The organism is Gemmatimonadota bacterium, assembly GCA_026387915.1.
Classification (GTDB): Bacteria; Gemmatimonadota; Gemmatimonadetes; order Gemmatimonadales; family Gemmatimonadaceae; genus Fen-1231.
In genome coordinates this window covers 95,278-120,825 of sequence record JAPLKS010000018.1, presented here as the reverse complement: position 1 = coordinate 120,825, position 25,548 = coordinate 95,278, and the positions used below count along the sequence as shown (strand labels likewise).

Annotated in this window: 21 protein-coding genes and 1 pseudogene; 7 read left to right on the top strand and 15 right to left on the bottom strand. The window is 65.2% G+C overall.

Translation table 11 applies throughout. From position 1 onward, the window contains the following. Positions 1-6: 6 nt before the first annotated feature. The 3 genes from NTZ43_12505 to NTZ43_12495 all read right to left on the bottom strand — a co-directional run bounded on the left by NTZ43_12505 (position 7) and on the right by NTZ43_12495 (position 1,970). Positions 7-495: a hypothetical protein gene (locus NTZ43_12505; GenBank protein ID MCX5768031.1), complete on the bottom strand. Its 489-nt coding sequence runs from the start codon at positions 493-495 to the stop codon at positions 7-9. Positions 496-619: 124 nt separating this feature from the next. Next, positions 620-1,699 carry an ATP-dependent 6-phosphofructokinase gene (locus NTZ43_12500; GenBank protein ID MCX5768030.1) on the bottom strand — a complete coding sequence of 360 codons (1,080 nt, stop codon included), beginning with the start codon at positions 1,697-1,699 and terminating at the stop codon, positions 620-622. A 34-nt stretch (positions 1,700-1,733) separates the two neighbouring features. After that, a complete protein-coding gene (locus NTZ43_12495; protein ID MCX5768029.1) occupies positions 1,734-1,970 on the bottom strand; it encodes an Rdx family protein in 237 nt (78 codons plus the stop codon). Positions 1,971-2,072: 102 nt separating this feature from the next. On the opposite strand from NTZ43_12495, the gene NTZ43_12490 reads away from it, so the two are divergent. Then, on the top strand, positions 2,073-3,371 hold the full coding sequence (locus NTZ43_12490) for an amidohydrolase (GenBank protein ID MCX5768028.1): 1,299 nt from the start codon (positions 2,073-2,075) through the stop codon (positions 3,369-3,371). Positions 3,372-3,393: 22 nt separating this feature from the next. Here the strand turns inward: NTZ43_12490 and NTZ43_12485 are convergent, their stop codons facing one another. Continuing rightward, on the bottom strand, positions 3,394-3,993 hold the full coding sequence (locus NTZ43_12485; GenBank protein ID MCX5768027.1) for an SGNH/GDSL hydrolase family protein: 600 nt from the start codon (positions 3,991-3,993) through the stop codon (positions 3,394-3,396). Beyond that, positions 3,990-4,244: a hypothetical protein gene (locus tag NTZ43_12480; protein MCX5768026.1), complete on the bottom strand. Its 255-nt coding sequence runs from the start codon at positions 4,242-4,244 to the stop codon at positions 3,990-3,992. The genes NTZ43_12485 and NTZ43_12480 overlap by 4 nt, the downstream gene beginning before the upstream one ends. Positions 4,245-4,367: 123 nt before the next feature. Between NTZ43_12480 and NTZ43_12475 the strand changes: the two genes are divergently transcribed. After that, positions 4,368-4,790 (top strand): type II secretion system protein, encoded by a 423-nt coding sequence (locus tag NTZ43_12475; protein MCX5768025.1) that lies wholly within the window; start codon positions 4,368-4,370, stop codon positions 4,788-4,790. Positions 4,791-4,792: 2 nt separating this feature from the next. Here NTZ43_12475 and NTZ43_12470 read toward each other — a convergent pair whose 3' ends face one another. The 3 genes from NTZ43_12470 to NTZ43_12460 form a co-directional block, all read right to left on the bottom strand. Then, positions 4,793-6,130, bottom strand: a complete 1,338-nt coding sequence (locus tag NTZ43_12470) for a DEAD/DEAH box helicase (protein ID MCX5768024.1) — start codon at positions 6,128-6,130, stop codon at positions 4,793-4,795. Between the two features lie 147 nt (positions 6,131-6,277). After that, complete coding sequence (locus NTZ43_12465) at positions 6,278-7,024, bottom strand: alpha/beta hydrolase (GenBank protein ID MCX5768023.1); 747 nt, start codon at positions 7,022-7,024, stop codon at positions 6,278-6,280. A gap of 139 nt (positions 7,025-7,163) precedes the next feature. Continuing rightward, positions 7,164-8,240, bottom strand: a complete 1,077-nt coding sequence (locus tag NTZ43_12460; protein ID MCX5768022.1) for a hypothetical protein — start codon at positions 8,238-8,240, stop codon at positions 7,164-7,166. Between the two features lie 316 nt (positions 8,241-8,556). Here NTZ43_12460 and NTZ43_12455 point away from each other — a divergent pair, with 316 nt between their 5' ends. After that, complete coding sequence (locus NTZ43_12455; GenBank protein ID MCX5768021.1) at positions 8,557-9,540, top strand: alpha/beta hydrolase; 984 nt, start codon at positions 8,557-8,559, stop codon at positions 9,538-9,540. Here the strand turns inward: NTZ43_12455 and NTZ43_12450 are convergent. Continuing rightward, a complete protein-coding gene (locus NTZ43_12450; protein MCX5768020.1) occupies positions 9,537-11,528 on the bottom strand; it encodes a protein kinase in 1,992 nt (663 codons plus the stop codon). The two genes, NTZ43_12455 and NTZ43_12450, sit on opposite strands and share 4 nt — an antisense overlap. Continuing rightward, a complete protein-coding gene (locus tag NTZ43_12445) occupies positions 11,525-13,492 on the bottom strand; it encodes a serine/threonine-protein kinase (protein MCX5768019.1) in 1,968 nt (655 codons plus the stop codon). Before NTZ43_12445 ends, NTZ43_12450 begins: the two co-directional genes overlap by 4 nt. 262 nt (positions 13,493-13,754) lie before the next feature. On the opposite strand from NTZ43_12445, the gene lon reads away from it, so the two are divergent. Continuing rightward, positions 13,755-16,307, top strand: a complete 2,553-nt coding sequence (lon, locus tag NTZ43_12440; GenBank protein MCX5768018.1) for an endopeptidase La — start codon at positions 13,755-13,757, stop codon at positions 16,305-16,307. Here lon and NTZ43_12435 read toward each other — a convergent pair. The 4 genes from NTZ43_12435 to NTZ43_12420 form a co-directional block, all read right to left on the bottom strand. Continuing rightward, positions 16,304-16,633: a hypothetical protein gene (locus NTZ43_12435; GenBank protein ID MCX5768017.1), complete on the bottom strand. Its 330-nt coding sequence runs from the start codon at positions 16,631-16,633 to the stop codon at positions 16,304-16,306. The genes lon and NTZ43_12435 overlap by 4 nt on opposite strands. Beyond that, positions 16,633-18,180, bottom strand: coding sequence for a hypothetical protein (locus tag NTZ43_12430; GenBank protein ID MCX5768016.1), 1,548 nt, complete (start codon positions 18,178-18,180; stop codon positions 16,633-16,635). Before NTZ43_12430 ends, NTZ43_12435 begins: the two co-directional genes overlap by 1 nt. Positions 18,181-18,259: 79 nt before the next feature. Continuing rightward, positions 18,260-19,465: a CHASE3 domain-containing protein gene (locus NTZ43_12425; protein MCX5768015.1), complete on the bottom strand. Its 1,206-nt coding sequence runs from the start codon at positions 19,463-19,465 to the stop codon at positions 18,260-18,262. Positions 19,466-19,479: 14 nt separating this feature from the next. After that, positions 19,480-21,495 (bottom strand): PBP1A family penicillin-binding protein, encoded by a 2,016-nt coding sequence (locus NTZ43_12420; protein MCX5768014.1) that lies wholly within the window; start codon positions 21,493-21,495, stop codon positions 19,480-19,482. A gap of 115 nt (positions 21,496-21,610) precedes the next feature. Between NTZ43_12420 and NTZ43_12415 the strand changes: the two are divergent. The 3 genes and pseudogenes from NTZ43_12415 (at position 21,611) to NTZ43_12405 (ending at position 24,376) form a co-directional block, all read left to right on the top strand. Continuing rightward, positions 21,611-22,399 (top strand): annotated as a pseudogene (locus NTZ43_12415) (NAD+ synthase). 207 nt (positions 22,400-22,606) lie between these two features. Beyond that, positions 22,607-23,449: an NAD+ synthase gene (locus NTZ43_12410; GenBank protein MCX5768013.1), complete on the top strand. Its 843-nt coding sequence runs from the start codon at positions 22,607-22,609 to the stop codon at positions 23,447-23,449. A 75-nt stretch (positions 23,450-23,524) separates the two neighbouring features. Beyond that, entirely contained in the window at positions 23,525-24,376 is an 852-nt protein-coding gene (locus tag NTZ43_12405) for a bifunctional helix-turn-helix domain-containing protein/methylated-DNA--[protein]-cysteine S-methyltransferase (protein ID MCX5768012.1), read from the top strand. Between the two features lie 180 nt (positions 24,377-24,556). On the opposite strand, the gene NTZ43_12400 is transcribed toward NTZ43_12405, so the two are convergent. Next, positions 24,557-24,889 carry an HNH endonuclease gene (locus tag NTZ43_12400; protein MCX5768011.1) on the bottom strand — a complete coding sequence of 111 codons (333 nt, stop codon included), beginning with the start codon at positions 24,887-24,889 and terminating at the stop codon, positions 24,557-24,559. Positions 24,890-25,548 lie beyond the last annotated feature (659 nt).

Genomic DNA, 25,548 nt, shown 5'->3' with positions numbered 1-25,548 from the left:
GAGCGTCTAGTACGGGAACGACTCCGGCTTGCCCGGCTTCACCGGTACCGGCGGCGGTGCCGCGCGCGATTCGGAACGGGCGGTGACGGGAATCACGCCGTCTGAGTTCTGCGGAGCGACAGATCCCGTCGGTGCGCCACTTGGCACCAGCGTGCGACCGTTCTCCGTGCGCCGCGCCTCAGCGCGAACGCCGCGCGGTAACGCCATTCCATCCGAGCGCAGCTTAACCGTCGCCGAGATGCCCGGCACGTCGCCAAGGAGAAGGCGCGCATTGGCCGGTAGGTTGCGCACAGCGCTACCACAGTCCGTGGCCGCCGGCTGCTGACTCTGCGGCACGCCATTCAACCAGACGCGGCACATGCCCAACGGCGGGAACGCCGAGCGAGGCACGCCGTCTACGCGCTCGTCGCGGGGTTTGTCCTGTTGCGCGCCAAGCGGCGCCGCAATCGCGGCGACGATGAACAGCGGTCCGAACACAGAACGAAAAGCCTGCACGCGCTCCCTCCGAGGTCCCCTACCAGCATCGTTTCAAAGACGACGCCCCTACCGTTCCTGCTACAAATATCGATACTGGGCCTGCTTCTTACTACCCAGCCCAGCCTCCGGTGTTCACTCCCAATCAGTCGCCGAAGCTGATCCCCAACCGGCGAGCCGTCCGCACGAGGTCGTGGTTCGGGTCCACCCGCCGCGGCTTCCCGAGCACCTGCTCAATGGGCACCGTCACGATATCCGGGGACTGGAGGGCCACCATCTGCCCCCATTTCCCCTCTTCCACGGCCTGAACAGCAGCCCCGCCAAAACGCGAGGCCAGCAACCGATCGTACCCGGTAGGCATTCCACCGCGCTGCAGGTGCCCGAGCACCAGCGACCGGCACTCCTTGCCTGTTTTTTCGGCAATCTGCTTGGCCACGATCTCAGCGACTCCGCCCACCCGCTTGGCTTGTCCTGGGAGCGACGCGCCAATGATCGACCCTTCGCCGCCGGCCGGAAATGCCCCCTCTGCCACCACGACAATGTCGAAGGTGCGGCCCCGCCGCTCCCGCTCCATGATCGCCTCGCACAGCTTGTCCACGCTATACGGGATTTCAGGCAACAAAATGGCGTGTGCCGCGCCGGCGACGCCGGAATGGAGCGCAATGAATCCGGTGTCGCGCCCCATCACTTCCATCACAATCACCCGATCATGACTCTCCGCCGTCGTATGGAGCTTATCGATCGCTTCCATCGCCGTCGTGACCGCCGTGTCAAACCCGAAGGTCGTGATGGTGCCGCTCACGTCGTTGTCGATGGTCTTGGGCACACTCACCACGCGCAGCCCCTTGGTGGCGAGCTTCTGCGCAATCGCCAGCGAGCCGTCGCCGCCAATGGAAATCAGCGCGTCGATGCCGAGGTTCCGCGCATTGTCCATCAGTTCGTCGGAGCGGTCGACCTCGGCGAAGGTGCCGTCGGCCTGCTTGACGGGATACCGAAAGGGATTGCCGCGATTCGTCGTGCGGAGGATGGTGCCACCGAGGTGCCCAATGCCGCGCACTTCGTCGCGCCCGAGTGGAATCACATCATCTTCGCCGAGCAGCCCCATGTAGCCGCGCTTAATGCCAAGCACGTGCCAGCCGCGGTCCACCGCAGACAACACGGCAGCGCGTATGACGGCGTTCAGGCCGGGGGCGTCGCCGCCGCCCGTAGAAATGGCTATGCGCATGGGGTCTCGTTCACTGTCGTAGATCGTACACCGTTCAGGCACTTCCGTGGCGTTCGCCAAGAAGCCCGAGCACCTCGCCAGGCTGTGCGTGGCGGCCAAGCTTCGATTTCTCGAATATCGGCACCCCGTCCACGGTCACCTCAAAACGACCGCCTCGGGACGGTTCCAGGCCCACCTCGGCCTCGGGAAAGTGCTCGCGAATCGCGGCCGCCAGACCGACGGCCCTCGGTTCGTAGTGTCAAACAGTGCAGTATTCGATCACAATTTGCATAAGGATTGCCGAAGGGGGTGCTACCCCTGCAATTTCGCGTCAGCGACGGCATTGGCGCCAGTCGCGGGCTCCATTGTTTTCCTCATTTCTTGCTCGGATACCATGCGTCGCTCCTTGCTCACGCTTCTCCTAGCGCTCGCCCCGCTCCCCGCCGCGGCTCAGCCGCGCCTGGATGCCCTGCAGTCCGAAATCGACCGGCGCACCGCCGCGATTACCGACAAGCTCACGGAGTGGCGACACGACATTCACCAGCACCCCGAGCTGTCCAACTTCGAAGTGCGCACCGCGCGCCTCGTGAGCGACCACCTCAAGGCGCTTGGGCTCGAAGTGCGCACCGAAGTCGGTGGCCACGGGGTGGTGGCGGTGCTGCGTGGCGGGAAGCCGGGGCCGGTCGTGGCGCTCCGGGCCGAAATGGACGCCCTTCCCGTTGTGGAACAGGTCAACGTGCCCTTCAAGAGCACGACAAAAACCGTGTACAACGGCGTGGAAACCGGCGTGATGCACGCCTGTGGCCACGACATGCACGTTGCCATGCTGATGGGCGCGGCCGAAGTGCTCACCGCGATGAAAGCGCAAATTCCCGGCACGATTGTCTTTCTCTTTCAGCCCGCTGAGGAAGCACCGCCTACGGGCGGCGCTGGCCCCATGATCGCCGCGGGTGCGATGGATAATCCAAAAGTCGAAGCGGTATTTGGCCTGCACGTGGGCGCCGGCACCTTCGGCGTGGTCACCGCAGTCTCGGGTTCGGCCACCTCGGCCGCCGATCTCGTGCGCATTGTCGTGCACGGACGGCAGACGCATGGCGCATTTCCGTCGGGCGGCGTGGATCCGATTGTCGTGGGCTCCCAGATCGTGCTTGGCCTGCAAACCATCATCAGCCGTCAGGTGAATCTCACGACTGCGCCGGCCGTGGTGACGATTGGCGCATTTCAGGGTGGCCTGCGCGAGAACATCATCCCCGACAGCGTCTGGATGATCGGCACGGTGCGCACGCTCGACGAAGGAATGCGCGCGCTCATTCACGAGCGGATCAAGCGCACCGCCGAGGGCATCGCGCAATCCGGCGGCGCAACGGCGACGGTGACGATTACGCGCGGCTACAACATCACCACCAACGATGCGGCGCTCAACGAAAGAATGTTGCCGACGCTCCGACGCGTGGCGGGACCGACCATGTTGCAGCCTGCCTCGGCGAGTTCAGCGGGTGAAGATTTTTCGCTCTTCGCCAATCGGGCGCCGGGGCTCTTCTTGAGTCTCAAGGTCACCCCACCAGGGGTGGACGCCACCTCCGCCATCAACCACTCGCCGCTCTTTCAAGCCGATGATCGCGCCCTCCCGCTGGGCGCACGACTCATGGCGAACATGGCGCTCGACTACATGCGGATGGGGCGCGCGCAGTAGCCCGCGTCGCGCCCAAAATCACTCAGGGCGCGATTGCGCGGCGCGCGAGTGGGAGCGCACGCGCTGCCCACTGCGCGTACTGCTCGGCGGATGGATGCAGGCCGTCGGCCGCAAGCCAACCATCGTGTGGCTCGCGCGAAATGCCGGTGACGTCCACCCACACGGCCCCCGCTTCCCACACGATGTCGCGCGCCGCCGCATTGAACGCATCAATCTCAAATGCAATGCTCGCTCGGTCGCGCCCCTCGGCAAAGGGAGTCACGCTCCAGTCGGGAATCGAGAGCACGAGCACCCGCTCCGCCACGCGCTCGGCGAAGCCAGCCGCGCGCATCAAGAGTGCCGAGAACTGCGTTTCGTACTCCACGAGTGAGCGGCCGCGGAATTGATTGTTGACGCCAATGGAGAGCGTCACGAGCGCGTACGATCCCTGAGGCGCCACACTGGTGATGGCGGCGTCGAGTTCATCGGTCGTCCACCCAGTGACCGCAATGATCTCCGGCGACGCCAGCGCCAATCCGTCGGCGGAAAGCGCCGCCGCCAGCTGCATCGGCCATCGGCCTGACTCGGCAACACCCTCGCCGATGGTGTAGGAATCGCCGAGTGCTAAAAACCGTCGGGTCACTTGACGACCGGCACGCCCGTCACCGCGGCTAAGCGCTGGAGGGTGGTGTCCTGCTTGGCAATCACCATGCGCAATGAGTCGATGGTGCCGTGCAACTCACCGGACTCAATGCGTATTTCGTTGATCGCGTCGGTGACCTGCACATTGAGCTCGAGCTGCGCGGCTTCCGCCTTGGGATTGCGCAGGCAGCCGCTCGCGGCGCTCGCGCCGGCGAGCACGAGCATCAGGCGGAGGCGCGCTGTGTCCAACATGACAACTCCTCGCAAAAATGACCATCGCGCCGCGGCGCTGTTTGGCCGCGTGGTGCGATGCAATGATGACAGTCCTGCCCTAGCGGGAACGTATATCGGTCGCGTCCTCGACGGGAGTCAGTCGTGCGCGCTACGCGCTCCGGTGCCACACTCATCGAACTATCGCTCGTGCTCGCGGTGGCCGGCATTGCCACGGGGATCACGGTGCCGCGCATCCGCACCACCGTAGACCGCCTCGCGCTCCGTGGGGCCGTCCAAGATGTACGCCTCGCTTTTGCCGTGGCGCGCGATCAAGCCGTGCGGCGTGGCGATTACGTATCCGTGGTCGCGGACAGCACTGGCCGCGTGCGGGTGGTGAGTAACAGCGACGTGCTGTTTGCGCGAGACGTGGCGCGCGGACGGGGCGCAACGCTGAGCGCCACGCGCGACAGCGTCACCTACGCCCCCACCGGCCTCGGCTGGGGGGCGGCCAACACCACGGTCATTGTGCGGCGCGGCACCCGAGCCGACACGATCGTCGTGTCGCGGCTCGGACGCGTGCGCTAACGTCAGGTGCCGAAGTCGTACCCCGGCACACTGATACGCGGAATCTGCTGCGCAATCACGCGCTCCACCGTGCGCACCATCGCAATTTCGTCGGCGCACATGAAGGTGTAGGCGTCGCCGGTCGAGGCCGCGCGCCCCGTACGGCCAATGCGGTGCACGTAATCCTCGGCCTGTTGCGGCACGTCGTAGTTGATGACGTGCGTGATGCCCGAGATGTCGAGTCCGCGCTGCGCAATGTCGGTGGCCACCAGCACGCGCACCTTGCCACTCTTGAAATCTTCGAGCGCCTGCGTGCGCTGCCCCTGCGTTTTATCGGCGTGCATCGCGCCCGCCTTGATGCCTTCACGCTCGAGGTGCTTCACCACGCGGTCGGCGCCGTGCTTGGTACGCGTAAAGACGAGTACCGAGTCCATGGCCTTGGACTTGAGCAACTCGGTGAGGAGCGCGCTCTTCTTTTCTTTGGGGCACGGATACACGTAGTGCTGCACCGTGGTCGCGGCACCGGAGCGACGTCCCACCTGCACCACCTGCGGCTTGCGCAGATACTTGCGGGCGAGCGCTTCAACTTCGGGCGGCATCGTCGCACTGAAGAGCAGCGTCTGCCGGTACGGGTGGATCTGCGCCACAATGCGATTGATCTGCGGAGCAAAACCCATGTCGAGCATACGGTCGGCTTCGTCGAGCACGAGCACTTCGAGCTCATCGAACACCACGTTGCCCTTCTCCAGATGGTCGAGCAAACGGCCGGGCGTTGCCACCACCACGTCTACCCCACCGCGCAGCGCCTTGGTCTGCGGATCGTAGCCCACGCCGCCGTACACTGGAATCACTTCGAGCCCAGAGTGAATGCCGTACTTCTTGAAGCTTTCTTCCACCTGCACGCACAACTCGCGCGTCGGTGTGAGAATGAGCGCTCTCGTGCGGTGCGGGCCGCCGAGCAATCGTTCGATGATCGGAATGGTGAAGGCTGCGGTCTTGCCCGTGCCCGTTTGCGCGAGCCCTATGAGATCGCGTCCGCGCAGCGCGAGCGGCACCGCCTGTTCCTGAATGGGTGTCGGGTGCTTGTAGCCTGCGTCGGCGAGTGCGCTGAGCATCGGCGCCGACAATCCGAGATCGGAGAACTTGGTGCCAACCGTCGCCGCTTCAGCGGCGGCGAGCGAACCGTCCGAGGTCGCGGCGGCGATGATCGGCGCTGGCATCTCGTCCGCGGCAATGGCCGTGACCGATGATTTGGCGGCAGCCGTGGCTGCCTTGGATTTGGACGGCGTAGCAGCTTTGGATGCCGTAGCAGGCGCGGCGGCTTTCCGCGCGCCACGCGACGGGGCTTTCTTGATGGTCATCTCGACTCGGGTGTTGGCTTCGGTGAGCCAATGTCTCCGCGAGTCGGAGCATCGGCCCGGCAGGACCCGGCGGCCACTTCTTTCCGCACGGCACATCCCACAGGCCGAAAGCTACCCCGCCACCCCTCACAAAGCGAACGCGCTCCCTCAGCCCGCCAAGAAACCGAGCAAGTCGGCGTTCACCTGCTCCGGCAACTCCTCCATCACCACGTGGCCGCCGCCTTCAATCCACACCATCCGCCCATGCGGCATCGCGCGCACTAACTGCTCCGCCTGCACGGGCCTCACCGTCGCGTCCGCGGTGCCAAACACCACCATGGTTGGTGTGTTGAACGTCGCGAGCAGCTGCTCCTCGTGTGGCTCCCACGTGAACTCGGCGAGCATTTGCAACTGCGCGCGCACCACGTCGGGAAACTGCGTGGGCGCCCAGTATTCGTCGGTGTCGCGCTCGGTGAACCATTCGTTTTTGCCGTGCACGCGACGTTGCACAAAATCCACCATTTCGCGTGTCACGAACAACGAGGGCAGTGCGCCCGGCAGCCGCGGAATGAACGGCATGAAGACGCGCGCCGGCGGAATGTCGCCAAAACCAACCGGGCCATAGAGCGCGAGGCGCGGTACGCGCGCCGGTGCCCGACGTGCGACCTCAAATGCGACGCGCGCGCCGAGCGACTGCGCCACAATCGGCGCGGCCTCGATGTGCAGCGCGTCCAGCAATCGCGTGATGCGCGTAGCCATCGTGTCGAGTGTGTAGCTTCCCGGCGCCGTCGGCGCGTCGCTGAGTCCGCAACCCGGAAGATCGATGGCGTACACGCGGTAGCCGGCGGCCGCGAGTGCGGGAATCGTGTGGCGCCACAGGTAGGCGGTGATCGCCCACCCGTGCACGAGCAACACGGGCGGTCCATCGGCGGGCCCTGAACTCAGCACGCGCAACGACACGCCGTCGCCCAACGCCACGCGCGACACGTCGATTCCCGCGTGGCCCGCCGGATACCACTCGGCCGGCAGAAGCCGCTCGCGAGGAGCCACGCGACTAGACCAGCGTGACGCCGCGGCCGAGGAGCTTCGCGATCAGCCCGATGCGGAACGTGATGTCAGCCCAGCGCTCGTCTCCGCCGCTGCCCGACTCGAGGGGATAGAACGGCCACACCCAGGGTGCCGCGGAACGAGGCATGACCAATCCCTTGTGCGGATGCCAGACGCCATCGCGTCCGCAGTCGTCCACAAAACGCTCGTACATCTTGAGCCACGTCTCGTGACGCTTGAGGAATCCCAGCCGCGCCATGGTCTCGAGCCAGGCGATAGCGGCCGGTACGTCGTCTTCCACGGCGTTGCGATGCGGCAGTGGATCACCGAGCACGGCGTTGGGAATCGGCAGCATTTTTTTTCCGAATAGCTGCAACGGTTCCTGCCGCGGCATTGGACGCGTGATCCACTTGTAGATCAGCTCCATCTTGTCGTAGTTCTCGGTGCGGAACAGCGGCATGTACGCGAACATCTGCAACGCGTACACCGAGGGCGGATACGCCTCGAGGGCCAGCACCTGCTGGTTCCCCACGCGCACCCACGGTTTTTCGGCGGCCGGCGATCGCAGGAAATCCGCGATGCGATCAATGGTGCGACGGGCCGCACCGCGTAGACGCGGATCGGCTTCATATCCCGCTTTGGCCAGCACCGCGCCCGCCGCCTCGCGCAGCGTTTGACGGAGATGCGAGACCTGTTCTTCGTCCGGCTTGCCGCCGCGCGCGCCGGCCTTCGGCGCCAACTCATACAACAGCGTCGGGTCGTCGTCTTCGGCGAGCAAGCGGAACAAGGTGCGCCGAGCGTGATAGAACGGCGGCGAATCCTTGTCCCAGCCAGACTCGATCAACCGGTGCGCCGCCTGAATGGTGCCGACGCCCTCGAACCCGTCCGAGCTCTTGGTCGGTACGGAAAGCATTTTGGCGTTCCAAATGCCATCAGCCGACTGCCCCACGGCCAGTTCGAGCGCGCGTCGCGCGGCATACGGCAGGTTGGCCAGCTCCGGCCCAACGCGGCCACCAAGATTGGCAACGTCGATGATGGCGCGATACTGAACAGATGGTGACGCATTATCCAGCAGCCAGCGCAACGGAAAGCGAACCGGCTCTGGGGGAGCAGGTGGCGGCGGGAAAACTGAGGCGAGAGGAATTGTAGGGAGCGTCAAGTCGAACAGTCCATTGCAAGATGTTGTCCAGCAACAACTTACCACTACCGACCACGGCGCTTACGGCGACCACTCACGCAGCAGTTGCCCTATAAAGTGTGTCGCACCACATACGATACAGTAATTCGCCGTTTCCGCTAGCCCAAACTGGCTGTTTTTCGTACATAAAAGCAGTCGCAAACTGCCAAATTTGTTACCACTGGCGCTTGTCTCGTGGGCCAACCGTCACGATGTTGACACCATGCGCGGCGAGTTTGTGGACCTTGGGGGGCAACGGCTCTACTACTTCGCCGCGGGAACGCGTGGAGTGGGAGAGCCGGTGCTTTTTCTGCACGGGTTCCCGGGGACCTCCCATCTGTGGCACAGAGTCGTGCCGCTCATTCCAGATGGACACCGGCTGATCGTCGTCGATCAGTTCGGCTCGGGACGGAGCGACGGCCTCTCGGGTTCGGCGCTACGCACCGCTGCCACCAGCGCACTGTCACGCGCCGACGCGCCAGCAGCCGGCGCGCTGTCACGCGCCGACGCGCCAGCAGTCGGCGCGCTCCTCACCGCCAACGCGCACGCCGACCGTGCGCTCGCGCTGCTCGACGAACTCCGGGTTGATCACGCCTGCGTGGTCGGCCACGGCAGTGGGGCCGCTGTTGCGCTGGACCTCGCGCTTCGCGCGCCCCAGCGCGTCTCGCGTCTCTGCCTGATCAATGCCGTCACGGCCGATGCGTGGATTTCCGGTGCCGCGCGACTCGCGCGCGCGCTGGCACACACACCGTTCGCTGGACTCGCCGGCGCGGGGCTGCTCGCCGGACTCGTACATGGGCCGGCGCTGCGCGGCTTTGCCGATTCCGAAAATGGCCGGCACGCCCTCGACCACTTTCTGCTGCCGTACACACAGCGGCTAGGGGTCGAGACACTCGCCGCACAACTTCGCGCGATGCGAGACCCGACGCTGTCATCACAGGCCGCGCGACTCAGCACCCTGCAGCTCCCCACCACCATCGTGTGGGGCGCACAGGATCCGTGGCTCCCACTGCGCCAGGCCGCAACGCTCCGCACAGCGATTCCCAACGCCGAGCTCGACGTCGTGGACGGCGCACGGCATATGACGCCGATTGATGCCCCCGAACGGGTGGCCACCGCCATCGTCGCGCTCCTACGGCGCGCGGCGCCGCTGGATGGCGGCCAAAAAGCGCCACCACACCCGGCGTCGCCCACGACCAACGGTTAGAGCTTGCGCACCTCATTGGCCGCATCAATCACACGGCCAATGTCGCTCGACAGCGCGCGCGCTTCCTGCGTGGCATCCGTCGATGCCTCGAGCCGCTGGTCGTTGCCACTCGACCGCAGCTTGAGGAGGTCGAGCTTCATCGTCTGCAGCACGAGCGACGCGCTCTCCAGCTGTTCGGCGCTCCGCGCGCGACGCGACGCGAGATCTCGCAGCGTGGCGAGCTGACGCTCGAGCAACTGCAAACGACGCTCTACCGCGGGATCGGTCGGCAACGCTTTTGCATCGGCCACCCGCACCTCGAGCTTCGCAATCGCTTCCGGCGATGCGTCGGTGTCGAGCTGATGCAGATCTTGCGCGAGCGACCGCACGCGTTCCACCAGCGTCTCCACCGTCGGGAGAATGGCGGGAAGCATCTCGCGATCGGCCGTGCTCAACTTGGCGAGCACATCCGCAATGACGACCTTCGACTCGGCGGCCTCACGAATCACCGCGCCGTGTGGACCCTCGAGCACGTCGCGCGGAATGCCGCCGAGGTCGGGCGCGGGAAGCTGCGGCGCGCTCGCGAATGGGCGCGGGGCGCGTCCGTGCTCCGATTCCGTGTGCGGCACATACGGCTGGCGCGAGAACAGTTTGCGCAGGGGAATGCCATCCACCCACAGTCCGCCAATCCGCGAGGCGAGCGAGATGCCCATGCCCAACGCGGGGAAGAGCACCCACGGGAAGTGCGAGGTCAACGCGTTGATGCCGGCGAGGAACGAGAGGGTGACGCCCGTTTGCATCATGTAGCGCTGCACGTTGCGGACGCGCTCCTCGGGCGTGAAGAGCGCTTCGCGTTCACGCCGGCGCAACCGATGGCCGCCCACGGAGACGCCGACGACGATATCGCGCGCCTCCTCGGCCGCGTCGCGACGTTCCCCACGCACGCGATCGCGCCAGAGCCGTTGTTGCTCACGCCACTCGCGGAGCGCTTCGCGTCCGTATTCGCGGGTATCGGCTCGGAACGCCCAGTCGGGCGGTCGCTCGGACTCGCGTGCAGCTTCGCGCGAGGCCGCACGGTCCACCTCCACGACGCCGGCGGTGGGTGGGTGCGCGCGTGCGCGCGATGATGCGGATGGCGTCGCCGGTGTGCCAGCGACGGCCGGCGCATCGTCGGCTAGCGCGTCGCGAAACGCGGCGGCGTCGGGCCAGCGGTCGCCGCGCCCTTTCGACATCGCACGCTCAATGGCATGCACCAGATTCGGCGGCAGATCCGTACGCAGTTCGCTGAGCGGACGCGGATGCTCACTGATGTGCTTCATCAGCATGGCGGGGGTGTTGTTCGCTTGAAACGGCAGTTCGCCGGCGAGCATCTGCCAACCCACGACGCCGAGCGCGTAGATGTCCGAGCGCCCATCCACCTCACGGTCGCCCATGGCTTGCTCGGGGCTCATATACGCGGGTGTGCCGACCGCGATTCCTTCGACGGTGAGGCGCTGATCCCCCTCCGCGGCACGCGCAATGCCGAAGTCGGTGACCACGGCGCGCCCGCTCTCTTGGTCGATGAGAATGTTATCAGGTTTGACGTCGCGATGCACCACCTGCCGCGAATGCGCGTAGGCGAGCGCCTCGCACACCTCACGCAATACACGACGCACGGTGGCCACGTCCGGGCGCGGGGCGCGATGTAGGCGCTGTGCGAGCGTTTCTCCCTCAACAAGCCCCATCGCGAAGTACACGACGCCGTCGAGATCGTCCACCGCGTAAATGGGAACGATGTTGGGATGCGACAACTGCGCCGCCATCTGCGCCTCGCGCAGGAATCGGCGCTTTACATCCTCGCGAAACGCAAGTTCGGGCGGCAGCACTTTGAGCGCCACCAGTCGGCGCAACCGTACGTCGCGCGCCCGATACACCACGGCCATACCGCCTCGGCCGATTTCTGCCTCGATGGTAAACAACGCCCCAACGGCTTGCTCCACGCGCTGGCGAAGCATGTCGCCGTCGGTCACGGACGGCCGTTCGGGGGACGGCGCGTGTCCCCAGGTCGCACACCCAAGCGGTTGAGTTCGTCGGCCACGTACACGGCTTCGTCCACATCACGCGCGAGAGCGAGCGCCTGCTCTGCCACCGACGTCACCTGTTGCCACGACTGGCTGCCGGTTTTGAGGCGTAGCATTTCAAACCGAATGTTCTGCAACGCGAGCGAGCATTCTTCGACTTTCGACGCCATGCCGTCGCGGCGCCGATTCATCTCGGCAACGGTGCGGCGCTGCCGCTTGAGCGTCGCGAGCCGACGAACGCGCTCCTCACTGGCCACCCGGTCGAGCGGATTCGCCTGCGACTCGAGCAGGGTGATTTCCTTGTCGATGGTGCCGGCGTCTTGCGTGCCGCCCGCAATTTCGAGCTCGCGCAACGACTGCGCCAACTGCACCACGGAGTCCGCGAGCCGCGCGGCCGTGACCGGCACATCGGAGACGCGCTGCTGTTCGTTGCGCGGGAGCGACTGCACGAGTCGCGCAATTTCGTCGCGGTCCACAATAGCTTGCCGCGCGCGCGCCGCGTGCGGGCCAGGCCCGAGCGCGCCGGTGTCGTTGGCGGTCAGCGAACGTGGCACGGCGCTCCCGCCCGCTGGGCTAAACGCCGATGGCGCACCAAGCCGACGGAGATGACGCTCACGGACCGCCGCACGCTTTTCCCTGTTCCACAATCCCTGCACCGTCTCCACTTGCTCCGCGATGACGTCGAGGAAGAGGCGATTCCGCGGTTGGCGGAACACGTCGTGCCAGTCGTAGCCGTCGCTCCAGAGCATAGCGTAGCGGTACGCGACAAACACGGCCCAGAGCGAGGTCAACCCGAGGAATCCCGACCCGACGTTGAATACGGCGAGCACGACCGACACGCCGCCGACGGCGAAAAACGGATACAGCTTCTTGCGGAACTTGAGCACCGGCGCGGCTTCCCACCGCACGTGGTCCTCGCGCGTGGGCACGTAGTCCGCCACGGGATCCTGTACGGCGACGCCATATCCGCCCGCACGTGGCGCAGCACCATACATCGACGACGGATCGGCGACCGGGGCTGGACGCGGCGCGGGGAGCGGTGGCACATCGCCCGATTCGAGGGCCACAACCATCGCCTGGGCGCTCGGGAAACGATCGTCGGGACTTTTTTCGAGGCAGAGCATCACGGCGCGCGCCAAATCCACCGGCACGCCGGCACTGCGCTGGTCGATGGGAACAGGACGCTCAGAAAGATGCTTGACCAAGAGCGCGGGCGTGCTGTTGGCATTGAACGGAAGATCGCCGCACAGCATTTGATAGGCGACGACACCCAGCGAATACAGATCGCTCCGGCCATCGAGGTCACGATCGCCGGCTGACTGCTCTGGGCTCATGAACGCCGGCGTGCCAATGGCGATGCCGGTGGCGGTTAGGCGCGCATCACCGTCGGAGATGGCGCGCGCGATGCCAAAGTCGGTCACCATCGGGCGACCGGTGGACGCATCGAGGAGAATATTGTCCGGTTTGATGTCGCGGTGCACCACGCCCTGCGCGTGCGCGTAGGCGAGGGCGTCCGCCACGTCACGTACGATGCGACGGGTATCGGTATGCGACATGGGCCCAGCGTCGTGAATGCGCTTGGCGAGGTTGTCGCCGTCCACAAACGCCATCACGAAAAAGACGAGTCCGTCTTTTTCGTCCACGCTGTAGATGGGGACGATGTTCGGATGCGAGAGTTGCGCGGCGGTTTCGGCTTCTTTGAGAAAGCGCGACCGAATTTCCGAACGGAACGCCAGTTCTGGGGGTAGCAGCTTAATGGCCACCGGGCGCTTGAGCCGCGCATCGCGGGCCAAGTACACAATACCCATACCGCCGCGCCCGATCTCTCGATCGAGCTCGTACGTTGGCGACAGGACCCGCTGGACGTGCGAGCGTAGCGCGGCGTCCGATTGCGTGATCTGTGACGATTCCACGGTTTGGGGCGGGGGGAATGGACGGTTACGTAAAACTACTGCCTGAGAACGGACAGACCTATGCCGACGTATAAGGTAGCATCCGTTCGCTCAACCTGAATTGACAGTCCCTACGTCACGCAGGCAGTCAAAAGTTGCAGAAAATGCCAGGATGTCGTAACTCAAGGTGGAACAGCACTTGCGATACAATACCGGCAACCAGGCCCCCGCGAGCTTTCGCGCGGCCTCATCCGCCGGTCACGGCAGGTAGGAGAACGTGGGAATGAGCACTCGAGTCACACTTCCGGTCCTCCCGTTGCGGGGGACAGTCATTTTTCCGGGCCTCACCGCTCCTATTGCGGCGGGGCGTCCGGGCACCCTTCGGGCGATTGAAACCGCCCTCAAGGGCGACCGTCTCGTGTTCGCCGTCGCCCAGCGCGACAACGCGGACGAGCCGACGCCGGACATCCTGTATTCCATGGGCGTCATTGCCCGCATTGGGCAGGTCCAGCGCGGCCTCGGCGGCGTGCAGTTGCTCCTGCAAGGCGAGCAGCGTGCGAGCGCCCTCCAGTTCACCGAAACGGACGGGTTCCTCTCGGCCGTCATCATGCACACCGACGAACTGGGGCCGATCGACGACACGGACCCGGCCTTTGAGGCGCTGCACAAGGAAATTCGCGAACGCGCCGCCGAGTTGGGTGAACGCCGCGGTCTGCCTGAGGAAGTCGTGCATCAGGTGCTCGACGCCGTCACCGAGCCTGGCAAGTTTGCCGACCTCGTGGCCGGCTACCTCGAACTGACGGTGGCGGAAAAGCAGGGACTGCTCGAGACGCTCAGCGTGGAGGAACGCCTGCGGCGCGTGCTGGTGCACGTGCAACGGCAGATCTCGCTGCTCGAAGCCCAAGAAGAGATTAAGTCGCAGGTGCAGGAGGAACTGGGCGAGCGCCAGCGCGAAATGTTCCTGCGCGAGCAGATGAAGGCCATTCAGAAGGAACTCGGCGACGACGACCAGACCAAGGAGATCGAGGAGCTTCGCGAGAAGCTCAATAAGCTCGAGCTCCCCAAGGAAGCGCGCACGGAAGTTGAGCGCGAGCTGGGACGCCTCGAACGGTCTGGTCGCGAGTCGATGGAAGCGCAGGTCATTCGCACCTATCTCGAATGGATTGCCGAGCTGCCGTGGAACACGCGCTCGGACGACCAGCTCGACCTCAAGCACGCGATTACGGTGCTCGACGACGATCACTACGGCCTCAAGGACGTCAAGGACCGCGTGCTCGAGTTCCTCGCGGTGCGTCAGTTGCGGGCCCAGCAGTTCGCCGACGAAATCAAGACCACGGGCGAGTTCCCGGCTGCCAAGTTGAAGGAGAAAGGTGAGGACGCCACGCCGACGCTCAAGCGCGGCGAGCTGGCACCTGACCGCTCGATCACCGATCAAAAAGAAGCAAAGGCCCGCGCCATGGCCAAGGGTCCGATCCTGCTCTTCGTGGGCCCGCCTGGCGTCGGCAAGACATCTATTGCCAAGTCCATCGCCCGTTCGCTTGGTCGCGAGTACGTGCGCGTGGCCCTCGGCGGCGCGCGTGACGAAGCGGACATTCGCGGACATCGCCGCACGTACGTGGGCGCGATGCCCGGACGCATCGTGCAGGGGATCAAGCAGGCTGGTACCAAGAACCCCGTCTTCCTGCTCGACGAAGTCGATAAACTCGGCGTGAGCTTTCAGGGCGACCCGTCGGCCGCGTTGCTCGAAGTGCTTGATCCGGCACAGAACGACACGTTCACCGATCACTACCTCGGCGTGCCGTTTGATCTGAGCGAAGTGCTGTTCATTGCGACGGCGAACTTCCTCCAGAACATTCCCGGTCCGCTCCTGGACCGTATGGAAGTGGTGGATTTTTCGGGCTACACTGAGCGCGAAAAAATGGAGATCGCCAAGAAGTATTTGGTGCCGCGTCAGATTGAAGAGAACGGACTCGCCGAAAAAGGCGTGACGTACAGCGATGACGCGCTGATGGCACTTGTGTCGCAGTACACGCGCGAGAGCGGCGTACGCCAGCTCGAGCGCGAGATTGGCGCGATTGCCCGAAAGGTGGCGCGTCGCATTGCCTCGGGCGAAGCACACACCACGATCAAGCACGACGGACTGGTAAGCGGCGACGACGTGCGCGAGTTGCTGGGGCGGCCCAAGGTGCGGCCGGAAAAAGCCAATGCGCACCACGAGGTAGGCATTGCCACCGGCATGTTCTACACGCCAATGGGCGGCGACATCATGTTTGTGGAAGCGTCCACGCGCCGGTTGGAGATGGCGCCAAACGAAGATGGTAAACAGAGCGGCGGCGGCCCCGTGTCGCTGATTCTCACCGGCCAGCTCGGCGACGTGATGAAGGAAAGCGCGCGCGCCGCGTTTACCTACGTGACCAACAACGCCATCAAGCTCGGAATTTCGCGCTCACGCCTAGGGGCGGTGGAAACACATATCCACGTACCGGCCGGTGCCATTCCCAAGGATGGCCCGAGTGCGGGTGTGGCCATTGCGATTGCGTTGGCGAGCGAGATGAGCGGACGTCCCGTACGCAAAGACATTGCGATGACCGGCGAAATCACGCTGCGTGGTCGCGTGTTGCCCATTGGCGGCGTCAAGGAAAAGGTGCTCGGCGCCCTGCGCGCAGGGATCACGACGATCATTCTGCCCAAGGACAACGAAGCCGACCTCGAGGACGTGCCGGACGAAGCCAAGGCGAAGCTCACCTTCCTTACTGCCGAAACGCTCGAAGACGTGCTGAAGGTCGCACTCGTGGAAGAATCGAGCAGCGAGCCGCAGTTGGCGGTGGTGAGTTAGTTCGGCTTTTTCTTGATCGGCGTCACGGCGCCGGTCTTCTCGTCGATCAGCATCGACGGTTTGATGACGCTGTCGCGCAGCTCTTGGCTGGCGGCAGCGTTTGTCTTTGCGGGGACTTTCGAGGGAGCCGCTGGCGTTCCGGGCGCAGCCGGGGTAGCCGGCGCGGGCGGTGCGGGCGGTGCGGCGGGTATTGCCGAATCGACACGGGCCGCGGGCGCTGCAGCGGAGTCCGCGACTACTGAGGCGGCGTTGTCAGCGGCCTTGGGAGCGCCGCCGCACGCCGCCGCGAGTGCGGCGGCCGTCGAGAGGAGTACTAAGCGTCGCATTAGTACCTCGGCAAACGCGCGATGACGCCGTCGCGCGAAATGGACCACGTGGGACGCACCACTTCGTCGTGCGTATCGGCGGCAATCGCGAAGCCCTGCGCGGTTCGGAGCGCCGACAAGTCCGCCACGATCGACGAACTCAGCACGTACGTATCCGCGGCGGCAAGGTTCACGGTGTAGCCGAGGTCGCCCATGGATGCGATGGTCATCGCGCTCATCGGGTTGGGCGAGACATTCACTGCCGGCGTCATCAGCTCGTTGACGAACGAGGTTTCGCGCCAGTGCGAGTCGTCACTGCCAGCGCCGCGGCCGAACTCGAGCGGAATGGTCGGCGTGCACTTGGCGCCACTGCTGCCGAGCGTCTGGCACGCGGCAATTGCGCCCGCACCGGTAAACGCCGTCTGCGCGGTGCCGGCATTGATGATGAGGTTCTTGTAGGCTGGGTCCCAGATCGAACCAAAGCCGAGCACGTGCAACATTTCGTGCGTGATGACGTCGTCGAGGATGCCGTTGGTGACCATCAACTGAAGGTCGGCGACATCAAAGGTCATCACGCCGATCACCGGCAACTTGGTGGTGTTGCGAATGGCGCAGGGGCCGGCGCGACCGAGAATCTTGCCAGGACCGTCGATGGGGCCAATGGTCGCGTAGATGATGACGCTAGGAATGATTTCGTTGATCTGACCGACGCCGCTCGTTCCACAGTTCGTGTCGACGTTGTAGGCGCCGGTGTTGACCGACTGAATCGCGCCCACGTTCATTGCGGTGATGCGCGCGATGGCGTTGGAAAATGCGTTTTGGATTGATGCTTCGGGCGCCGTCCCAACGTACCGCAAATCAATGCCATACGAAGTGGCGATCGTGGCTGGCACCACGAGGCTCGCCGTGCCCGACGTCACGGTGAGTTGCTGCGCGACGTTGGTACGTCCAACCTTCCACGGCGGCGCGATGGCCGAGCCCGAGATGTCGGTGGTTGCGGTGAGCGCACCGGTCAGGGTTCCGCCGCCAGTCGTGACCGCAAAGGACGTCTGCTGCCCGCTCACGCCATTGCCGTACTGATCGGTGACTTTCACCACGACAGGCGACGACAGCACCGTGCCCGCGGGCGCACTCTGCCCGCTCCCGCCGACCGCCACAATCTTGCTCGGCGCGCCAGGAAGACCGGTGGCAGCGAGGGTGAGCGGCGAGAGGCCGCTCACGGTGACCGTGATAACGTTGGTGCCGGCCGTGGTGCCCAGCGTCCACGTCCCCACCGACGTTGCGCCCGCCGAACTCTTGGTGGGTGCGCCGACGAGCGTACCGCCGCCACTCGTGACGGCGACGGTGACCGAGATGTTGCTGAGCGAGTTCCCCGCGGCGTCTTTGACGACGAAGGTCGGAGCGGAGGCGAGGACCGTGCCGACGGTCGCGGACGGCGCGGTGCCGACCGCGTTCTCAACCGACGCCGGCTTCACGGGCGCGAGGGCATCTCCGCCGCTGCATGCCGCGACGACAAGGAGAAGACCGAGCTTCACAGTCCAACCGACCGAACGACGGAACTTCGGCATCGTCAACAACTCCAGTAATAGAGATGGATCTCGACGGCTCGCACGCGGTTCACCGCGTGGAGAGGTCGTTGCGCCAGGCTCAGATATGATTGCGAGCGAGGGCCTGTCCGCCCAAGCGGCCAAGCGTGGTCAGATACGCACGATCGTCGTCACCAAACTCACGATCGCCCGAAAACGACAGGAGTAATACACCACGCACGCGTCCGTCGGCCGCCAGTGGCACGGCAATGAACGCCCCGTCACCCGATCCGTCCGTGGAAAACGCGTCGAGCCCTGGGTAGGTAAGTTCGCGCTCCGCCGTCGACTCAATGATGACCGGCTCGCCGGTCTGTTCGGCGCGCTCAAAGGGTTGTAGGCGCGACGACACAATGGTGGAGCCCGTGGCGAGATCTGCAGCCACCCGGCCGAGCGATCGCGAGACGACGAGCGCGTTGCCGACGCGACGCGCGACGACGCCGAGGCTCGCCACGAGCGGCGGCGCCCCCTTCTGCAACAGGTGCAACGCCACGTCTTCGGCGTTGACCGGCGCATTCAGTGCGGCAATAATCTGCTGGAGGCGCATGAGGCGGTCGCCCGCGTGGCGCGCCGCTTCGTCCAGCGTGAGTTTCAGCTCCGGCGGTGGCTGCAGCACGTACGACAGGCGCTGCGTGAGCCGATGCGCGACACTCGGACGCATCGGTTGAAGGGCGAGCAACGCGAGGAGGAGCGACGTGAGTGAGCCGACGAGCAAGATCAGGCGCGCCTGGCGCCCCGTCTCGGTCATAATGCGGGTGCGATACCCCAGCACGCGGAGCTCTTCGTCGCGCATCTTGATCGCCACGGAACCAGCACCGCCGCGCGCACGCAATCCCGTCTCGTGCCGCATGAACGCGGTGGCGGAGTCCAATCCTTTGCGTTGTCGAATGGCGACGCCGGCGCGTACGTCGCGAAAACGCGCGGCAACCAATGGGCCAAGGCGTTCGAGATTGCGCCGCTGTTCGGGATCGTCGTCGGTGAGGATCAGCAGGGTATCGAGTGCAAACTCCACGTCGTTTTGCGCGGAGTCGAGCGGCTCGAGAAACGACGTGTCACCGGTGGTAATGAATCCGCGCTGCGCATTTTCAGCGTCGAGCGTACGGGTGACGACACGATCGAGCTTGGCGATGGCGGCATTCGTCTGCGCCACGGCGCGTTCGCTCCCCATCATCTGTGTGATGCCGACGAGTGCCGACCCACCGGCAACGGCCAACATGAGGAGCACCGCTCCCGCACCGATGCTCAATTTTTGGATGGGCGAAAAAGCCATAAGGCAATCGGGAGCTAGAACGTGATGGGACCGAGCATAAACAATCGGCGTGCGTCAACACGCAACGCAGCAGGTTCGGTGCCGGATAGAAAGTACTCGGAATAGCGGCGTTCGGGAGGAGTGGCTGCATCCGACAGCCGTCCGGTGTCTCGATCAAGCTCTGCGGTCACGACTCCCGGCGGCGGGCTCCAGCTCCCCACGGGGTGGGTATAGCCGGCGCGCGCCAGCATTTGTCCGAAAATGGGTGCCGCGAGCGTCCCGCCTGCCACACCGCGTTCGGCGATAGGCCGCGGCTTATCAAGGCCAAGCCAGACCCCCGCCACAATTTCTGGCGTGAGTCCTACGAACCAAACGTCCGTGTTGTCGTTGGTTGTTCCCGTTTTGCCGGCCACGGGGACGTCCTTCGGCAGATACCGCCGGACGGCGGTGGCCGTGCCGCGTTCGATGACGTCGCGCATCATGTCACGCACCACAAAGGTCGCGGCCGGCTCAAGCGCCGGCGGCAGTGCGCGCACATCCTGTGCGTAGAGCGTGCGGCCGTTGCGGTCTTCAATGCGATAGATGAGGCGCGGCTCGACCGGCGTGCCGAGGTTGGCGAACGCGGTGTAGGCCGCGACGAAATCGATGGGCCGTACCACCGATGCCCCGATTGCACTCGAGGGATAGGGCGCGATGGCGGTCGTGATGCCAAAGCGGTGCGCCAACGCAATGACAGAGTCGGCACCGAGCCGGAGCCAGAGTTGCACGGCCACCGGATTGCGCGATCGGGTGATGGCTTGGCGCAGCGTGATGTTGCCGAGGAAATCGCCGTCGTCGTTGCGTGGCCGATAGAGTTGGCCATCGGGCTGCGGAATTTCGAGCGAGGTATCGGGAACGATCGCGTTCGGCGGCAACGAGTCGACGATCGCGCGCGCGTAGACGAACGGTTTGAAACTCGAGCCCGGCTGCCGCATCGCATTGGTGGCGCGATTGAATGGCGATTCTTGATAGTTTCGCCCACCAACAAGCGCGCGCACATCACCCGTGGAGGGGTCGATGGCGACAACCGCGCCCTGCAAGTAGTCCGTGCTCCCCTTGGCGTGATTGGCAAGGGTGGGGTTGCGATAGTTCGCCCGCGATTCCACCGCGGCGGTGCCGTCGAGCAGCGCCGTGACGGCGGCGCGCTGGAGCGCGGGATCGAGCGAGGTGTAAATGCGAAATCCGCCCTGCGCGAGCGGCACGCCTACGCGTTCGGCGTAGGCGCGCACGGCGTCTACGAAGTACGGCGACGGCGCGGAGACGCCGCCATTTGCAACGGTATGGAGTAGCGTTGCCTTGGCCCCGTCGGCGTCGGCGCGCGTGACGAATTTCTGCGCGACCATCAGGTCGAGAATGGCATCGCGGCGGTTGCGGGCACGGTCGGGGAACTTGGCCGGATCATAGATGGCCGGTGCCTTCGGCATTGCGGCGAGCGTGGCCGCCTCGGCGAGTGTGAGCTGCGCCGCTGGCTTGCCAAAGAAATGCTGACTCGCCGATTCGACACCGTACCAGCCGTGCCCGAAGCTGATCTGATTGAGGTAGGCCTCGAGGATCAGTTCCTTGGTGTAATGCTTTTCCATTTCGCGGGCGGCGCGTTGCTCACGCAGTTTGCGCGAGAGGGTGCGGTCGCGCCGGTCGATCAGGTCGGGGTGCATGTTCCCGACGAGCTGCTGCGTGATGGTGCTCGCCCCGCGCGAGCCGCCAAGCAGGTTGTCTTTGATGGCGCCTGCGATGCCCACCACGTCGACGCCGTCGTGTTGATAAAAGCGGTGGTCCTCAACCGCGACGAAGGCCTGGGGGAGGTACTTGGGCAGGGCGCGGATCGACACATTGGTCCGCCACTGGCGCCCGATTTCGCCGATCAGGGAGCCATCGCGGGCAAAGACGAGCGAGGATTGAGGGGGCGGCGTGATCTGCCAGGCCTCAACGGCGGGCGCGGCTCCGCCCTGCTGGGCTCTCGCCACACCGGCGCGGGCGGCCAGTAAGGCCAGTGAGGCCAGTGAGGCCAACACGAGAATCCTGAAGGACTTGGGGCGACGGCCTGACATTGTTCAGAATAGTACCCCAGATGGCGTTGCCCGGCACGGGCCGCAGGTGCGACCTTTAACTAGTATGCCGCTCCTTCAGATGGCCATCGCCCAGTACCGCCCCCGCAAAGGTGACCTTGCCGGGAATTTTCGTCGTATCGGTGAGGTCCTCGCGCAGGCGGCGGCCATCGAGCCGCGCCCGCAGGTGGTGCATTTTGCCGAAACGGTGCTCTCCGGCTACTTCGTGGAAGGCGGTGTACGCGAGCTCGCGCTGACTGCTGACGAAGTCGCCACGCAGTTACTCGCGGCCTATCGCGACGCAGCGGGCAGTGGCGCAGCGCCCATTGACGTGGTGATCGGTTTTTACGAGAAGTTCGGCGGCAATCTGCACAACGCCGCCATGTACGTGCGGCTGGGAGAAACGCCACAGATCGTCCACGTCCACCGCAAGAATTTTCTGCCGACCTACGGCATGTTCGATGAAGAGCGGTTTGTGGAGCGCGGCTATGGCGTGCAGGCATTCGACACGCCGTGGGGACGGGCGGCGATGCTCGTGTGCGAGGACGCGTGGCATTCGCTCACGGGGCTCATTGCCGCACTCGACGGGGCGCAGGTGGTGTTCGTGTCGTCGGCGGCGCCGGCGCGCGGCGCGATGGAGCGCCTCGATGGCGACGCGATGCCGGCATCCGTGGCGCGGTGGGATCGCCTCATCCGCGACATTGCGGAGGAGCACGGCATCTTCGTCACGAACGCCAGTCTCGTCGGCAGCGAAGGCGGCCGGATGTTCCAAGGCTCCAGCTGTGTGATGGGTCCGCGCGGTGATGTGCGCGCCCGCGCGCCACTCTGGGACGAAGCGTTGCTTACGGCGGCGGTAGATCTGGACGACATCACGCGAACGCGCGCCGAGGGACCGCTCCTGAGCGATGTGCGTGCGCAGCTGCCGATGCTCGTGGCCGAACTGCAACGGGCGGCGGGGCAGCGCGCCGTGGCACCGAAGGAGGCCACCGGTACAGGTGACGGCGCTTCGACGGCCGGTGCCCGCACACCATCGAACGCTCCCGCACGCCACGGCGGTGCGGCCGAATCGCTCCCCGTGGTGGCCGGCGGCGACCGTTCGCGCGGCACGCCACCGCCGCTCGACATCGACGCCACGTTGGTCGAAGGCTGGCTGACGGCCTTTTTGCGCGACGAGTTTGCGCGACGCGGCTTTACCAAAGCGGTGGTCGGTCTCTCAGGTGGCGTGGACTCGGCGGTGGTCGCCGCCCTAGCAGCGCGAGCGCTCGGGCCGAAGAACGTTGTGGCCATCCGCATGCCGTACCGCACCTCAAGCCCCGATTCGCTGGCCCATGCGCAGTTGGTGATTGATCAATTAGGCGTGGAGTCGCGCACCGTCGACATCAGCGGCATGGTCGACGGCTATCTCGCGCTGGAAACCGACGCCGATGGCGCGCGCCGCGGCAATGTGATGGCTCGCTCGCGCATGATCGCGCTGTTCGATCTCTCGGCGCGCTACCGCGCGCTGCCACTTGGCACTGGCAACAAGAGTGAGCGCTTGCTCGGCTATTTCACCTGGCACGCCGACGATTCGCCGCCGGTGAACCCGATCGGCGATTTGTTCAAGTCGCAGGTGTGGGAACTCGCGCGCCACCTCGGTGTGCCGCAGGTGATCATTGAGAAGCCCGCGTCGGCCGACTTGGTGCAGGATCAGACCGACGAGCGCGATTTTGGCATTTCGTATGCGCGCGCCGATCAGGTTCTCAACTGGCTGCTGAGTGGCTACTCGCCGGCAGAAGTTGCGGCGCGCGGATTTTCTGCGGTGGAAGTGGAGCTGGTCCGGAAGCGCCTCGACGGCACGCACTGGAAGCGGAAGTTGCCGACGGTGGCCATGATGAGCGCGACGGCGATTGGGGAGTCGTACCTGCGGCCCGTGGACTACTAAGGGCATCGCAAGAATCGGATTGAGCTCCTCCCCGCCCTGCCGTACCGTTCGTTCGTCATTCACTCTGAGCCCCGCATGACGACCGATCCGATGCTCGACGACTACACCCGCGTGGAGCGGGCCATCCGCTACCTCGATGCGCAGGGCGACGCGCAGCCATCGCTGGCTGACGTGGCGCGGCATGTGGGGTTGAGCGAATCCCATTTTCAAAAACTGTTTACGCGCTGGGCTGGCGTCAGCCCCAAGCGATTCCTGCAGCACCGCACGGCGCAGGTGGTGAAGCGTCTGCTGCGCGAGGATCGTACGGTACTCGACAGCAGCTACGAAGCAGGGTTGTCGGGATCATCGCGATTGCACGATTTGCTGGTGAACGCCGAGGCGATGACGCCCGGCGAGTATCAGCGAGGCGGCGAGGGGGTGGAGGTTCGGTACGGCTTTCATCCGACGCCGTTTGGTGAGTGCTTGGTGGCGGTCACTGCACGGGGGATTTGCCATCTGGCCTTCGTGCATCCCGTGTCGCGTCGCGAGGCGCTCGACCGCGTGAAGCACGACTGGCCGCGCGCGACGCTGGTAGCAGATCAAGCGGGGACGCGGCGGGCCGCTACGCAGGCATTTCCGCGACCGGGGAGCCGTGCGACCGCGCCGATCGCCCTGCACGTAAAGGGCACCAACTTTCAGTTGAAGGTGTGGAACGCCTTGCTGCAGATTCCGGACGGCGGCGTGACCACCTACGGTGACATCGCGGCTGCGATCGGTGACGCCAAGGCCTCGCGCGCGGTGGGTGGCGCGGTAGGAAGCAATCCGATCAGCTGGTTGATTCCCTGCCATCGGGTCATTCGCTCGACAGGGGAACTCGGCGGCTACGCGTGGGGGCCGGAGCGAAAGCGGGTGATGCTGGCGCTGGAGACGACGCGGCGGAGTGCGTGAGTCGGTATCGGTGGTCCGTTAATGGTTGTCGGTCGTTTACGGTTGACCGTTAACGGTTAACCGTAAACGACTGAAAACAGCCGAAACCGACTGCAACCGACTGCAACCGACTGCAACCGACTGCAACCGACTGCAACCGACCGCAACCGACCGCAACCGACCGCAACCGACGCGCGCGGCTTACGCGGCCTGCGCAAACGCGAGCGAGACCGCCCGTCGTGCTCCGCGTTTGAGCGTCCGGTGCACCGCACGCGCGTAGCGCATGAAGTTGGCGCCGGCCCACGGATAGCGCGCGAAGAACTCCACTGGGAGCAGCGAGCCCTTCAATTGGTTGCAGCGCTGGCAGGCGGCCACGAGGTTGCCGGGGTCATGCGTCCCGCCGCGTGAGAGCGGGTAGACGTGATCCAGCGTGGCGATCTCTAGTCCGAGCGAGGTTCCGCAGTAGACGCAGCGCCTGGCGCAATCACGGAAAGTCGCGCGCTTGATGTGCCGCTTGTGTTGCTGAGCGAGCACGCGACGGTGATGGCGGGAAGTGCCACGGGGTGCACGGGGGAGTGCAGTGCGGTTGACGCTCCGGTGAGACATGCTACCTCGCCGAAAAGGCCAAAAACGAAGACACCCCGCGACGGGGCAGTAAGCCCGTGCGGGGTGACGAGGATGGGGCGGAGGCTCCAGCCGGCGGTCGCAGTATGCGATCGCGGCGGATGTCGCTCGACGGTTGGTCCGTGCGATGCGGCCATGCTCCTCCGGGACGTGGTCGCGCCGTGCCCGGCGCGCCTTCCAAAAGCTTGACGACGGTATTCTTGCTCCGTAACACGACATCGCGCAAGACCCCCGCCCGCTTCGTTATCGATTTGTGGTCTTCGGGTACGGGTGCTCAAAGCTGCGATAGAAGATCGTCTGACGGCGGTCGCGTCGCGCGCCGACCCCGAGGGGAAGCCGGTGCCGGGGACCGACGTGCGCGCGTCTAGGTCGCCTTGCGCGTGCAGTTGACGTGCGAAATGACCAGCCAGATCACGCTCTGGCCGATGTTGACCTGCGTGCTGGCTCCCGGGGGAAAACGTCAGGTGACACTGCTCCAAAAGTGGTTTCGGCCGTTTGCCCCCACTCTTGAGGCCGAATTTCCGGGGCCGGACGCTCAAGTTCGACGGGGACTCTCCGACACTTTGTGT